General features: G+C 70.9%; 12 protein-coding genes. 4 read left to right on the top strand and 8 right to left on the bottom strand.

Annotated features, from left to right (window positions below; genetic code table 11):
* Positions 1-99 precede the first annotated feature (99 nt).
* Both tsaE and H4O13_04215 read right to left on the bottom strand, forming a co-directional pair.
* Positions 100-591: a tRNA (adenosine(37)-N6)-threonylcarbamoyltransferase complex ATPase subunit type 1 TsaE gene (tsaE, locus tag H4O13_04220; GenBank protein ID MBE5314590.1), complete on the bottom strand. Its 492-nt coding sequence runs from the start codon at positions 589-591 to the stop codon at positions 100-102.
* Complete coding sequence (locus tag H4O13_04215) at positions 588-2,171, bottom strand: NAD(P)H-hydrate dehydratase (protein MBE5314589.1); 1,584 nt, start codon at positions 2,169-2,171, stop codon at positions 588-590. Before H4O13_04215 ends, tsaE begins: the two co-directional genes overlap by 4 nt.
* A 99-nt stretch (positions 2,172-2,270) precedes the next feature.
* Between H4O13_04215 and H4O13_04210 the strand changes: the two genes are divergently transcribed.
* From H4O13_04210 to H4O13_04200, 3 genes are all read left to right on the top strand, one after another.
* On the top strand, positions 2,271-3,287 hold the full coding sequence (locus H4O13_04210) for an extracellular solute-binding protein (GenBank protein ID MBE5314588.1): 1,017 nt from the start codon (positions 2,271-2,273) through the stop codon (positions 3,285-3,287).
* Positions 3,288-3,420: 133 nt separating this feature from the next.
* Entirely contained in the window at positions 3,421-4,890 is a 1,470-nt protein-coding gene (locus H4O13_04205) for an iron ABC transporter permease (GenBank protein ID MBE5314587.1), read from the top strand.
* Positions 4,880-5,932, top strand: coding sequence for an ABC transporter ATP-binding protein (locus H4O13_04200; GenBank protein ID MBE5314586.1), 1,053 nt, complete (start codon positions 4,880-4,882; stop codon positions 5,930-5,932). The genes H4O13_04205 and H4O13_04200 overlap by 11 nt, the downstream gene beginning before the upstream one ends.
* A 66-nt stretch (positions 5,933-5,998) precedes the next feature.
* Here H4O13_04200 and H4O13_04195 read toward each other — a convergent pair whose 3' ends face one another.
* Positions 5,999-7,018, bottom strand: coding sequence for an alpha/beta hydrolase (locus H4O13_04195; protein ID MBE5314585.1), 1,020 nt, complete (start codon positions 7,016-7,018; stop codon positions 5,999-6,001).
* 170 nt (positions 7,019-7,188) lie between these two features.
* On the opposite strand from H4O13_04195, the gene rsxA reads away from it, so the two are divergent.
* Positions 7,189-7,767, top strand: a complete 579-nt coding sequence (gene rsxA, locus H4O13_04190; GenBank protein ID MBE5314584.1) for an electron transport complex subunit RsxA — start codon at positions 7,189-7,191, stop codon at positions 7,765-7,767.
* Between the two features lie 93 nt (positions 7,768-7,860).
* On the opposite strand, the gene H4O13_04185 is transcribed toward rsxA, so the two are convergent.
* The 5 genes from H4O13_04185 to H4O13_04165 form a co-directional block, all read right to left on the bottom strand.
* Positions 7,861-9,285, bottom strand: a complete 1,425-nt coding sequence (locus H4O13_04185) for an FAD-dependent oxidoreductase (protein MBE5314583.1) — start codon at positions 9,283-9,285, stop codon at positions 7,861-7,863.
* Between the two features lie 99 nt (positions 9,286-9,384).
* Positions 9,385-10,293 (bottom strand): aldo/keto reductase, encoded by a 909-nt coding sequence (locus H4O13_04180; protein MBE5314582.1) that lies wholly within the window; start codon positions 10,291-10,293, stop codon positions 9,385-9,387.
* A 216-nt stretch (positions 10,294-10,509) separates the two neighbouring features.
* Entirely contained in the window at positions 10,510-11,442 is a 933-nt protein-coding gene (locus tag H4O13_04175) for an isopenicillin N synthase family oxygenase (protein MBE5314581.1), read from the bottom strand.
* Positions 11,443-11,655: 213 nt separating this feature from the next.
* The gene (gene glmM / locus H4O13_04170) at positions 11,656-12,993 is read right to left on the bottom strand and encodes a phosphoglucosamine mutase (GenBank protein MBE5314580.1); all 1,338 of its coding nucleotides are present in this window, start codon (positions 12,991-12,993) and stop codon (positions 11,656-11,658) included.
* On the bottom strand, positions 12,990-13,883 hold the full coding sequence (locus H4O13_04165) for an acetyl-CoA carboxylase carboxyltransferase subunit beta (GenBank protein MBE5314579.1): 894 nt from the start codon (positions 13,881-13,883) through the stop codon (positions 12,990-12,992). Before H4O13_04165 ends, glmM begins: the two co-directional genes overlap by 4 nt.
* Positions 13,884-13,916: the final 33 nt, after the last annotated feature.

The raw sequence follows: 13,916 nt of genomic DNA, 5'->3' as shown, positions 1-13,916 counted from the left end.
CGCGGCCTTTCTCGATTCGGGTTCAACTCTGGTGCAGGCATCACCGCCCGCAGGGGCCTGAGCGCGAGCGCTGGATGCCCGCCAAGCCATTGAACAAATTCACTTTTGTGCGGAAAGCTCGACAAGCCAGCGGGCGCCTTCCTCACTCAGCGCCTCCAGATCAGCGCGTCGGCCCGCGCCTGCCACGGCGAGGCGGATCCGCAGATCCGGCGAAGGCAGAAACGCGGCACCCCGCTCAGCCCACTCGACCAGCCACAGCCGCGCGCTGTCGGCCAGCTCATCGAGGCCGAGGAAGGACAGCTCTTCTGGATCAGCAATGCGGTACAGGTCCAAATGCGCGACCTCGCCGCCTTCGACCGGATAGCGCTCGATCAGGGTGTAGGTCGGGCTCTTGATCGCGCCCTCGACGCCCAGCGCGCGCAGCAGGGCGCGGGCCAGGGTGGTTTTGCCGGCGCCGAGGTCGCCCTGCAGATGGACCACGGCGCGCGCCGGCAGCGTGGCCGCCAGGCGCTGACCGAGCCGCAGGCTTGCGACTTCATCCTCAAGCTCAAGGCTGAGTCTGCGAGGAGCCTCGGGGACGCGCGCGCTCACTGCGAACGCTCCGCTGCGCGGTTCAGCACCTGCCGCAGCAGCGGCAGCAGATCCGAAGGCAGCAGCCCGCGCTCGCCTTCAGCGGCCGCGAGATCGCCGGCCGCGGCATGGGCCAGCGTGCCCAGCAGCGCCGCGTCGAACACCGCGAGCCCCTGCGCGATCAGGGCCGCGATCACCCCGGCGAGCAGATCGCCCATGCCGCCCACTGCCATGCCCGGATTGCCCGCATCGATCACCCGCGGCAGCTGGCCCGGCGCACCGACGAGGCTGCCCGCCCCCTTCAGCACCACCGGGCATTCGAAGCGCTGCACCAGATGCGCGAGCGCGGCATAGCGGTCGCGCTGCACCTCGACCGTGCTCGCGCCGAGCAGACGCGCGGCCTCGCCGGGGTGCGGCGTCAGCACCGCCTGCGGACAGGCCCGCGGCGTCTGCGCCAGCAGGTTCAGGGCGTCGGCGTCGAGCACGCAGGGCCGGTGCGCGGCGAGCACGCGCGCGAACAGGTCGCGGCCCCAGTCGCCCTGCCCGAGGCCGGGGCCGAGCGCGATGACGGTCGAACGTTCGAACAGAGAATCGAGGTCGCTCGCGACCTCGATGCCGCGCACCATGCATTCGGGCTGCGCGGCGACCAGGGCCGCGGCATGGGCTGCGCGCGTGCCGACGCTGACCAGCCCGGCACCGGCGCGCAGCGCGGCACGCGCGCACAGCAGGGCAGCGCCGGCCATGCCGCTGTCGCCGCCCAGCACCAGCACATGGCCGCTGTCGCCCTTGTGCGCGTCCAGCCGTCGACGCGGCAGGGCGCCGTCCAGTGCGCGCGCAGCCAGTGCGATCGCCTGCGGCTCGAAGTCGGCGCTGGGCCCAGGGGCATCGACGCCCTCGGGCAGCAGCGGAGCCAGCCGCCGCGTACCCGATAAGGCGCGGCCGGGGCCGGTGTAGAGCCCTGGCTTCGCGGCAACGAAACTGATGCTGACATCTGCCCGCACCGCCGCGCCCGGCGCCGCGCCGCTGTCCGCGCTCACGCCCGAAGGCAGGTCCAGCGCCAGCACCGGCCGCTGGGCGAGGTTGATCGCCGCGATCAGATCGGCATGCGGGGCAGTGGGGGCTCGCGTCAGGCCGAGCCCGAACACGGCGTCGATCACCACGTCGGCGAGGGCCAGGCTCTCCGCCGCCAGCTCGGGGTCATCCTCCCAGGCGACGCGGCGGCCGCGCCAGTCGCGTCGCGCCCGCTGGGCTTCCGCGCTGCCGCGGCTGTCGTCGGCGCGCAGGTGCACCACCCAGGCGTCGTAGCCGGCCGACTCGGCCAGCCGCGCCAGCACCCAGCCGTCGCCGCCGTTGTTGCCGGGCCCGCAGACCACGGCCAGGGTGCGCGCCCGCGGCCAGCGCTGCTTGAGCGTATCCAGCGCGGCCCAGGCCGCGCGCTGCATCAGGGCGTAGGCATCGCCGTCCAGCGCCGCGATCAAGCGCGCATCGATCGCGCGCACCGCGGCTTCGGCGAACAGCTCGGTGGAATCGGCGTCGAAGCGCGGTGGCAGTCGGCTTCCTGCGGCCGCGCGCGGGCTGGCATGCTTCGAGGTCTCGTTCATGGGCCGCAAGTGTACGCACCGGCTTCAGGCACATGGACCGCACACGCCGCGCTGGATAACATCGATTCTCATTTCCAGCCCCACCGACCAGGCCCGCCCATGCGCATCCGTCTCCCTGCCCTCGCCGCCCCTGCCCTCGCCGCGCTCGCCATCGCGCTGGCGCCGGCCGCCCAGGCCGCCGACCTCGTGGTCTACACCGCCCGCAACGAGCAGCTGATCAAGCCGCTGTTCGATCGCTACACCGCCGAAACCGGCGTCAAGATCGAGTACCTGACCGACAAGGAAGCGCCGCTGATGGCGCGCCTGCAGGCCGAAGGTGCCCGCACCGAAGCCGATGTGTTCATGACGGTCGATGCCGGCAACCTCTGGCAGGCCGCCCAGCTCGGCCTGCTGCGCGCGGTCGAGTCGCCGGTGCTGGAAGCCAATATCCCGGCCCATCTGCAGGACCCGGAGAACCGCTGGTTCGGTCTGTCGGTGCGCGCCCGCACCCTGATCTACAACACCGACAAGGTGCAGCCCTCCGAGCTCAGCACCTACGAGGCCCTGGCCGAGGCGCCCTGGAAGGGCCGGCTCTGCCTGCGCACGTCGAAGAAGGTCTACAACCAGAGCCTGGTCGCCACCCTGATCGAGAACCACGGCGCCGAGGGTGCCGAAGCCATCGTCGCCGGCTGGGTCGCCAACCTCGCGGCGCAGCCCTTCGCCAGCGATGACGAGGTGATCCAGGCGGTGGGCGCCGGCCGCTGCGACGTCGGCATCGCCAACACCTACTACTTCGGCCGCTTGAAGCGCGACAACCCGGCGCTGCCGGCGGCGATCTTCTGGCCCAACCAGGGCGAGGGCCAGCGCGGTGTGCACGTCAACGTGTCCGGCGCCGGCATCACCACCCACGCCAAGCGCCCCGAAGCCGCGCAGGCCTTCCTCGAATGGCTGTCCGCGGGCGAGGCCCAGGCCAAGTTCGCCTCGGTGAACTTCGAGTTCCCGGCCAACGCCGCAGTCGCGGTCGACCCCGCCGTCGCCGACTGGGGCCCCTTCCGTCAGGACCTGATCAACGTCTCGCGCGCCGGCGCGCTGCAGGTGGAGGCAACCCAGCTGATGGATCGTGTCGGCTATCGCTGACGCTCCGCCGCTCGCGCCGCCCACGCGGCGCGGGCGCTTCGGCGGTCTGAGCCTGCTCGCGCTGGCGCTGTGCCTGCCCAGTGCGGTGCCACTCATCGCCGCGCTGGCGGCGCTGTTCAATCCCGACCCCGAAATGCTCGGCCACCTGTGGCAGCACACGCTGCCGCGGGTGTCCCTCAACACCCTGTGGCTGCTGCTGGGTGTGGGCGTGGGCACGGTGCTGCTCGGCACCGCCCTGGCCGCGCTGGTCGCACTCACCGACTTCCCCGGCCGGCGCGTCTTCCGCTGGGCGCTGGTGCTGCCGCTGGCCCTGCCGGGCTATGTGTTCGCGGTGGCCTTTATCGGCCTGTTCGACTACAGCGGCGCCTTCGCCACCCTGCTGCGCGAGCACGGTCTGATGCTGCCCGAGATCCGCTCGCGCGGCGGCGTGATCGCGGTGATGACGCTGGCGCTGTTTCCCTATGTCTATCTCGTCGCCAGCGATGCCTTCGCCAGCCAGGGCGCGCGCGCTCTCGAAGCCGCGCGCGCGCTGGGCATGTCGCCCCAGCGCGCCTTTCTGCGCGCGGCCCTGCCGCTGGCGCGCCCCTTCATCGCCGGCGGCGTGCTGCTGGTGCTGATGGAAACCCTGGCCGACTTCGGCACCGTGGCCGCCTTCAACTACGACACCTTCACCAGCGCGATCTACAGCGCCTGGTTCGCCATGTTCTCCACCGACACCGCCCTGCAGATCGCCGCCGTGATGCTGCTGGCGGTGATCGCCCTGGTGCTGCTGGAGGCGCATTCGCGCCGCCGGCAGTCCTTCGTGCAGCTGGGCGCGGTGAGCGCGGCCCGCCTGCCGCTGGGGCGCTGGCGCTGGGCCGCGACCGCGCTTTGCGCCCTGGTGTTCGCGCTGGCCTTCGCGCTGCCGGTGGCGCGGCTCGGCTGGATCGCCGCCGCACATCTGCACGAATTGGATGCGCGCTATGTCGAGTTCGTCTGGAACGGCGTGCTGCTGTCGGCGATGGCCGCCGCGCTCACCGTCGCCGCGGCCCTGGTGCTGGCGCTGGCTGCACGCGAGCAGCCGGGCCTGCTGAGCACGCTGGCGCTGCGCATCGGCACGGTGGGCTACGGCTTGCCGGGGGCGCTGCTGGCGATTGGCCTGTATGTGCCGGTGACCCGCGCCAGCGGCTGGCTGCTGGATCGTCTGCAGATCGACATGGCCCTGACCGGCGGCCTCGGCCTGCTGCTGATCGCCTACGGCGTGCGCTTCACCGCGGTCGCGCATGCGCCGGTGTCAGCCGCCCTGCTGCGCGTGCGCGACAGCCATCTGGAGGCCGCGCAGCTGCTCGGCGTCACCGGCCTGCGCCGACTGCAGCAGGTGCACTGGCCGCTGCTGCGCGGCGGGCTGGCCACCGCCGCCCTGCTGGTCTTTGTCGACGTGATGAAAGAAATGCCGATCACCCTGATGATGCGTCCCTTCGGCTGGAACACCTTGGCCACCCGAGTGTTCGAGCTGACCAACGAGGGCGAGTGGCGGCGTGCCGCCCTGCCTGCGCTCAGCATCGTCGCGGTCGGCCTGATCCCTGTACTTCTGCTGACGAGGCGCGCCCGCGATGCGGCTTGAACTGATCGACTGCGCGGTGGGCTACGACGGTCGCGCCGTGCTGGCCGGCGTCAACCTCGCCATCGAGGCCGGCGAGATCGGCTGCCTGCTCGGGCCGTCCGGCGCCGGCAAGACCAGCCTGCTGCGCGCCATCGCCGGCTTCGCGCCGCTGTACGCCGGGCGCATCCAGAGTCGCGCAGCCGACGCCGAGCCGCGCGTGCTCAGCGGCCCCGGCGTGCAGCTGCCGCCGGAGCGGCGCGACATCGGCATGGTCTTCCAGGACCACGCCCTGCTGCCTCACCTCACCGCGCTCGGCAACGTGATGTTCGGCCTGTTCCGCCTGCCGCGCCGCGAGGCCGAGGGGCGCGCGCAGCGCATGCTGGCGCTGGTCGGCCTGGCCGGCTTCGAGCCCCGTTACCCGCATGAACTGTCCGGCGGCCAGCAGCAGCGCGTGGCGCTGGCCCGCGCGCTGGCGCCGCGGCCGGCCCTGGTGCTTCTGGATGAACCGTTTTCGAGCCTCGACCCCGACCTGCGCGAACGTCTGGCGCTGGACGTGCGCGCCGCACTCAAGGCCGAAGGCGTGGGCGCGCTGCTGATCACCCACTCGCAGGTCGAGGCCTTCGCCATGGCCGACCACATCGGCGTGGTCGCCGAGGGCGCGCTGCAGCAGTGGGACAGTGCCTATGCGCTGTACCACCAGCCGGCCAACGCGATCGTGGCGCGCTTCGTCGGCGAGGGTGTGTTCGTCCCTGCAAGCAGCCTCGGCGACCAGCGACTGCAGACGCCGCTGGGCGAAGCGCGCACGCCGCGCAACGGCCACGCCCCGGGCCAGCGCCTGCAGCTGCTGCTGCGGCCTGACGACGTGGTCCACGACGACGCCAGCCCGCTGCAGGCGCAGGTGATCGCCCGCGCCTTCCGCGGCGCCGATTTCCTCTACACGCTGCGGCTCGACACGGGTGAGCGCCTGCTGTCGCTGGTGCCCAGCCACCACGACCACGCCATCGGCCAGCGCATCGGCATCCGTCTTGACCTGGAGCACGTCGTCGCCTTTGCGGCCGACTGACAGCCTGTGCGAAGGCGACGTTCGCTGCGACCGCCGCTGGCCGCCCGCGGCGCCCGCGGCGAGGTATCAGCCCTCGCCGCTGGACGCTGGCGTCGTCGGCGTCGGCACGGCCGGGGCCGCTGCGCCAGGATCAGCCGGCGCCTGCGCGGGCACGCTGGCGTCGATGAAATCTCCCAGCAGGCGCATGAACGCCTGCGGGTGCGTTTCCATCGGGTTGTGGCCGGCCTCATCGATCCAGGCGAGCTGCGCCTGCGGCAAAGCCTCGGCCGTGCGTTCGGCCACGGCCGGCGGCACCCAGGCGTCCTGCCGGCCCCAGACGATCAGCTGCCGCGCGGGCAGACGCGCGGTGTCGAGCGGTTCGGCCGCGCCGCCGCGCGCGAGCACGCGCGGCGCCGTGCCCGCCAGCAGCAGCGGCGTGCGGTAGCCCTCGATTTCGGCTTCGCTGGGTTCACGCCCGTAGGCGGATGCCAGGGTCTGGCTGAAGCGCTCGGGCTCCAGCATGTAGTAGTGCGCGGCCACTTCGGCCCAGCGCGAGAACGGCGGGTACTGCAGCAGGCCGGCCAGGCGGCCCGGCGGACGGCCGCGCCCCCCCAGGCCGCCGTCCACCAGCACCACGCCCGCCGCGCGCGATTCCAGCTCGGCGGCGAGACGCGCGGCCACGCTGGCGCCCATCGAGTGGCCGACGGCGATGACCGGCAGCTCACCGGGCTCGTCGCGCACGATGCGGGCGAGACACGCGGCCAGCGGCTGATCGGGCTGGGCGCGGCTGGTGTAGCCGTAGGGCGGCAAGTCGATGGCCAGCACCTCGTGTCCCGCCTCGGCCAGCGCCGGGCCCGTCAGGCGCCAGGAGAAAGTCGATCCTGCAAAGCCGTGGATGAGCACCACGCGCGCACGGGCGGGCTGATCCTTGGGCAGCCAGCGCTGGAAGTGCCAGCGCAGCCCGCAAACCTCGACGAAGCGGCCTTCGAGATAAGGCGACTTGCGCGGCGGCAGGTCGCGGCCGGGCATCGGCAGCAGATACGGCAGCACGGCCAGCACCGCCAGCAGAGCCACGAGCCCAAGGCCCAATCGCTTCAACACGCGCATCGTTCACTCCCCCATCGGTTGCCGTCGAGCCTGCGGGCGGGAAGCTCGCGGTCACCAGTGGCGAAAGTCGCGCTCCGCGCGGGACGCGCGCTCAGCATCGCCTCGGCGCCGGCGGCCGCGGGTCGCAATGCCCACGCTGCGCCCAGCGGGCAGCCGCTAGACTTGCGCCCATGTCGGATGTCGCTCTGCTGCTGTTCGGTGCCGCCCTGGTCAACAACTTCGTGCTGGCGAAGTTCCTTGGCCTGTGCCCCTTCATGGGCGTCTCGCAGCGCCTGGACTCGGCGCTTGGCCTCTCGCTGGCCACCGCCTTTGTGTTGACCCTGTCCTCCGGCTTGGCCTGGGCGCTGCAGGCCTGGCTGCTGGAGCCGCTCGATCTCGCCCATCTGCGCACGCTGGGTTTCATTCTGGTGATCGCGGCGGTGGTGCAGTTCACCGAGCTGCTGATGCGCGCGCGCGCGCCCCTGCTCTACCGCGTGCTGGGCCTGTACCTGCCGCTGATCACCACCAACTGCGCGGTGCTCGGCGTGGCCCTGCTCAACGTGCAGGCCCGGCATTCGCTGCTGGAGGCGCTGCTGCAGGGCTTGGGCGCGGCGCTCGGTTTCGCCCTGGCCCTGCTGCTGTTCGCGCAGCTGCGCCAGCGCCTGGCGCTGGCCGACGTGCCGACCGCGTTCCGCGGCGCGCCGATCGCGCTGATCACCGCCGGCCTCATGGCGCTCGCCTTCATGGGCTTCGCCGGCATGGACCGCTGACGCGCGCGAGCCCAGCACGGCCGAGGCGTCCGGGCCCAGCCAATTGCGGATGACGACCTGCCTGGATGCGGTGATGGCCTGCGCAGGCTTCGCTCAGTCAGCGTCCGCGGACTCGTCCGCCATCGACGCCAGCAGCCGCCGCGCCGCCTCGCGGCCGGACAGATAGGCGCCATGCGCCGTACCGAAATGCGCCATTGAGGTGGCCTCGCCGGCCAGCCGCAGTCGCGGGCCGATCGCGCGGCCGAGCGCTTTTCGATCGGCAGGCGTCGCGCCGGGCGGATACAGCGAATAGGAGCCGAGCGCCCAGGGATCGCTGGCCCAGCGCGTGATCTGGTGATCGATCGGATCGGGCACCTCGGGGCCGAACGTCTGCCGCAGCGCGACCATGGCCTCCGCCACGACCGTTGCGTCGTCCAGCCCCTCCAGGCGCCGCGCCTCGCTGCCGGCGTGGAAGCCGAGCAGCACCGGCCAGCCGGTCGTGCGGGCGAAGCTGACCCACTGCGCCCAGCGCCCCGGAACGCGCCGGACGATTTCGATCCAGTCGCTGTCGTCCGGCCAGAACACCCGCTCGAAGCGCAGGTAGCACTTGTTGAGCACGCCCATGGCCAGACGTTCGATGGCGGTGCGCATGGCGCTGGGAAGCGGCGGCGAAAACCGCGGGCGGCCGGCCTTGAGCACGCCGAGCGGGACGGTGACGATGGCGGCGTCGGCGGCGTGCTCGGACCCGTCGGCACAGCGCAGCCGCACGCCCTGCGGCGAATGCTCGACCTCGACCACCTCCACGCCCGTACGCACGTCGAGCCCCGCAGACAGCGGCGCCAGCACCGAGGCGAAGCCGTCGACGAACAGCGCGTCATCGCCATCGAAGGCCTCCGCCGCGTCGTACCAGTGGCTCGACAGTGCGCCGAGGTCGTCGGCGTACTCCTGTTCGATCCACGAGTTCAGACGAAACAGCGCTTCCCCGCGCGCGTCCTCATCCAGCAGCGCCGCCAGGACGGGCGCTACGGCGTAGGCGAGGCTTTGATCCTCATCGGCCTCCTGCGCCGCCGCGATCGCGGCCGCCAGGCGCGCGTCGAGACGTTCCAGCCGGCGCTGATCGGCGTCGTCGAAAGGCCGGCCGTCTTCGGAGAACGCGCGCGACGAGTCGTAGCGGGTGGGCACCCGCGCGGCTCCCGCGGCGTCTGCCAGCGCGGTGATCGGATTGCCTTCCACGCCGTGGATCCACGAGGCACCGAGATCCAGCGGCCAGGGCCCGTCGCGGCTCGTCCAGACGCGGCCGCCAATCCGATCGCGCGCTTCCAGGACGCAGACCTCGATACCGCCCTCCGACAGGCTGCGCGCCGCCGCGAGACCCGCCAGACCCGCGCCGACAACGAGGACACGCAGGACGCCTTTCGTCTCGCGCGGACGCGCCTGTGGCGATGCGTGGACAAGGCTCGCCGCCAAGGCCGCCATCAGCTTCAGCACACGGCGTCGGCGTTCGACGGAACCCACTGCCAAGGGTGATTCGGTGGGCATGCGAGGTCGATCTCCGAGCGGATGGCGCTGGTTTGCAGGCTCTCCCGCTGCAGCACGCGGCTTCAGCCGCAGCGCGCGCAGGCCGGGCCTGCAGGAGTTTCAGGGCACGCGCATCCCCGCGCCAGCCGTCCACAGCGCATGCCACGCCTCGCGCGACAGCTGCAGCCGCGTGGCCGCGACGGCCTCGGCAATGCCCTCAAGGCGCTGGCTGCCGGTGATCGCCAGCGGCCGACTCGGGTGGCGCAGGCCCCAGGCATAGGCCACGCTGGCCGCACTCTCGCCGAGTTCGGCGCCGATGCGTTCAAGCTCGGCGCGCACGCGCTGCGCGTCCTCGCCCTCGCCCTTCAGCACGCGGCCGCCGGCCAGCGGGCTCCACAGCATCGGCTGCACGCCGAGCTGCTGGCACTGATCCAGGGTGCCGTCATGCAGCACGGCGCGCGCCAGCGGGCTCAGCTCGACCTGCTGGGTCACCAGCTCGACCGCGGAATCCAGCAGCTCGAACTGCGCCGGGCTGAAGTTCGACACGCCAAAGCGCAGCACCTTGCCCGCGCGCTGCAGACGCTCGAACGCGCCCGCGACGTCAGCCACATCGAGCAGGGGATCGGGCCGATGGATCAGCAGCAGGTCGAGATGGTCGGTGCGCAGCGCGTGCAGGCTGTGGTCGACGCTGGCAACGATGTGCGCCGACGAGGTGTCGTAACTCTTGATGCGATGCCCGGGGCGCGCTGGCGAGACCAGGCGGATGCCGCACTTGCTGACCAGCTGCAGGCGCTGACGCAGGCCCGGCGCACGCGCCAGCGCCTCGCCGAACAGGCCCTCGACCGCGTAGTCGCCGTAGATGTCGGCGTGGTCGAAGCTGGTGACGCCGAGTTCGAGGCAGCCCTCGATCCAGCGGATGCGCGCATCGACGTCCATGCCCCAGCCGGCCATGCGCCAGCAGCCGGCGACGACGGGGCTGAGTCCGTGGAAACGGGAGCGAGGCAGGCTGCGGGTGGCGTGGATGTTCATGCGGTTCGGGCCTGTCGGGTCACCCGACTTGCGGGCGGGCGAATGGAGGGCTGCGCTCTGTAGCGCCCCTCATCCGGCGCTTCGCGCCACCTTCTCCCGTGGGAAGAAGGGGCACAGCGCGCCAGGCTCGGGCGCAAGCCGATGGAACCGCGGCGCCGCGATCGCCGCGAAAGAGTGCAGCGTAGAAAGGACGTCGTGAGCTGGAAGTTCGGGACGTCAAACCAGCTTGATCTCGCGCAGCCGCTCCATCAGGTAGTCGTGCGAGCTGATCGGCTCGGGGTAGCGGTTGGGGTTCCCGGCCGAGATGCACTGCGGCAGGGTCTCGATCAGGAAGTCCGGGTTCGGATGCAGGAAGAAGGGCGTGGAGTAGCGCGGCTTGCGCGCGGCCTCGCCGGGCGGGTTGGTGACCCGGTGTGTGGTCGAGGGATACACGTGATTGGTCAGGCGCTGCAGCATGTCGCCGATGTTGACGACGATGGTGTCCTCATCGGCGGTGAACGGCACCCACTCGCCCTTGCGCGACAGCACTTCCAGCCCGGCCGCAGACGCGCCGACCAGCAGGGTGATCAGATTGATGTCCTCATGCGCGCCGGCGCGCACGTTGGGGATGTCGTCGGCGGTGATCGGCGGGTAGTGGATCGGCCGCAGGATCGAGTTGCCGAAGTTCGTCTTGTCGGCGAACCAGTCGGCCGGCAGGTCGATGTGCAGGGCCAGCGCCGACAGCACGCGCGAGCCCAGCTGGTCGAGGGTGGTGTAGAGGCCGTAGGCGACCTCGCGGAAGTCGGCGATCTCGCTCGGCCAGAGATTGGCCGGCATCACGTCCGCGTACTTCGAGTCGCGGGCGATCTCGCGGCCGACGTGCCAGAACTCCTTCAGGTCGAAGTGCTTGGCACCCTTGGCGGTCTCGATGCCGAAGGGCGTGTAGCCGCGTGCACCGCCGCCGCCCGGCACGTGGTACTGCTTCTTCACTGCTTCAGGCAAGGCAAAAAAGCGATGGAACACGTCGTAGGCGCGATCAATCTGCGCCTGCGGAATACCGTGGCCGCGAATGCCGCAGAAGCCCCATTCGCGATACGCCGCGCCCAGCTCGGCGACGAAGGCATCACGGTCGGTGTCAAAGCGGCGGATATCGAGGGTGGGGATGGACATGGTGTTCGCCTTCGTTGTTGGCAGCGGCGGAGTTGTGGGTTCTGGGGTCTTGAGGCGACGGGATTGGGGATTGGGGATTGGGGATTCAAAGCACGCGGACGGGCTGAGCGACTATTGCACTCAGGCTGCCAGCGAAGCCGACTACATCAAGCCCAGCAGTGCGCCGCCCGGTTCAATCCCCAATCCCTAATCCCCAATCCCATCGAACAAGCGCTACAACGCCTGTTCCACGGCGTCGCGCAAGCGACGCTGCACATCCAGCAGCAAGGCTTCGTCGTCCGCCTCCACGGTGATCCGGATCAGCGGTTCGGTGCCGGAGGCGCGCAGGACCAGACGTCCCCTGCCCTCAAGCCGGGCTTCGGCCGCCTTGGCCTCCGCCTGCACCCCTGCCGACTCCAGCGGCTTGGCGCCTGGGGTGATGCGCACATTCACGGTTTTCTGCGGGATCCAGCTCAGCCCTTCCAGCAGGGCCTTGAGCGATTTTCCACTGCGCCGCACGGCCTGCAAGACCTGCAGCGCGCTGACGATGCCGTCGCCGGTGCTGGCCTTGTCGAGCACCAGGATATGGCCCGAGGCCTCGCCGCCGATCCGCCCGCCGTGGGCCTTCAGCTGCTCCAGCACGTAGCGGTCGCCGACCTTGGCGCGCGCGAACGCGATGCCGCGCTGCGCGAAGGCGCGTTCGAGGCCGTAGTTGGTCATCAGCGTGCCGACCACGGTGCCCAACGTCTCTCCCTTCGCCAGGCGGTCGCAGGCGAGGATGTAGATCTGCGCATCGCCGTCGACGATCTCGCCGTCAGCGTCGACGAACAGCACGCGGTCGCCGTCGCCGTCGAAGGCGATGCCGAGTGCGGCGCCCGAACCGCGCACCAGGGCCTGCAGGCTGCTCATGTGGGTACTGCCGCAGTCCTGGTTGATGTTGAGTCCGTCGGGCGAGGCGCCCATCGAGATCACGTCGGCGCCAAGTTCGCGGAACAGTTCAGGCGCGATCTGGTAGTTCGCACCGTGGGCGCAGTCGAGCACGATCTTCATGCCGCGCAGGCTGAAGCCCTTGTCGACCGTCGACTTGCAGAAACTGCTGTAGCGCTGCGCGGCATCGCAAATGCGCACGGCCTTGCCCAGCTGCTCGGAGTCGACCGTGCTGAAGGCGCGCTCCAGCTCGGCCTCGATGGCATGCTCGACCTCATCGGTGAGCTTCTCGCCGTCAGCCGAGAAGAACTTGATGCCGTTGTCGTAGTGCGGATTGTGCGAGGCGCTGATAACGATGCCGGCGTCCGCGCCGAGCTGGCGGGTCAGCAGGGCCACGCCCGGCGTCGGCATCGGCCCCAGCAGCATCACGTTGGCGCCGGCAGCGACCAGGCCAGCCTCCAGCGCCGACTCGAACATGTAGCCGCTGATGCGCGTGTCCTTGCCGATGACCACGCTGGCGTGGCCTTCGCGGGCCAGCACGCGGCCCGCGGCCCAGCCGAGCTTCAGCACGAAGTCGGCTGAGATCGGGCCTTCGCCGACGCGGCCGCGGATGCCATCGGTGCCGAACCAGCGCTTGCCGCTCATGCGCCGACCGCCTCGACCGCCGGATCGGGCGCCGGACGCGGCGCCTTCATCAGCATGGCCAGGATCGCGCCGAGACGCTCGCGCATCTCGCGGCGATCGACAATCAGATCAATCGCACCGTGGCTCAGCAGGAACTCCGAGCGCTGGAAGCCCTGCGGCAGGGTCTCGCGCACGGTCTGTTCGATCACGCGCGGGCCGGCGAACCCGATCAGCGCCTGCGGCTCGGCGACGTTGAGATCGCCCAGCATGCCGAGACTGGCGGAAACGCCGCCGGTGGTGGGATGGGTCAGCACCGAGATGTAGGGCAGCCCGGCCGCGCGCAGGCGTCCCAGGGCGGCCGAGGTCTTGGCCATCTGCATCAGCGAGAACAGGCCTTCCTGCATGCGTGCGCCGCCGGTGGCGGCGAAGCAGACGAAGGGCATGCGCTCGGCCAGGGCGTACTCGGCGGCACGGGCGAACTTCTCGCCCACCACCGAGCCCATCGAACCGCCCATGTAGCGGAACTCGAAGGCGCAAGCGGCCAGCGGCTGGCCCTTCAGGCGACCGTGCATGGCGATCAGCGCGTCCTTCTCGCCGGTCTGCTTCTGTGCGGCGGCGATGCGGTCCTTGTACTTCTTCTGATCGCGGAAGCGCAGGGCGTCGCTGGGCTCCAGATTCGGCGCGATCTCGACCGCACTGCCGGTGTCGAGAAACATCGACAGCCGCTGGCGTGCGCCGATCGCATGGTGATGCCCGCATTTGGGGCAAACCTCGAGGTTGCGCTCCATCTCGGGCCGGTACAGCACCGCCCCACAGCTGTCGCACTTGCTCCACAGCCCTTCGGGCACGCCGCGCTTGTTGCCGCCCTCGGTGCGGATCCGCGAGGGCATCAGTTTGGAAAGCCAGCTCATGGGCGAGACACCCGCCTGCCTGTGTGAAGGGGG

It is taken from the genome of Lysobacterales bacterium, from assembly GCA_014946745.1.
Lineage (GTDB): Bacteria > Pseudomonadota > Gammaproteobacteria > Xanthomonadales > Xanthomonadaceae > Aquimonas.
Note: the sequence above shows the minus strand (reverse complement) of the source record. Positions and strands in the feature narration are given on the sequence as shown.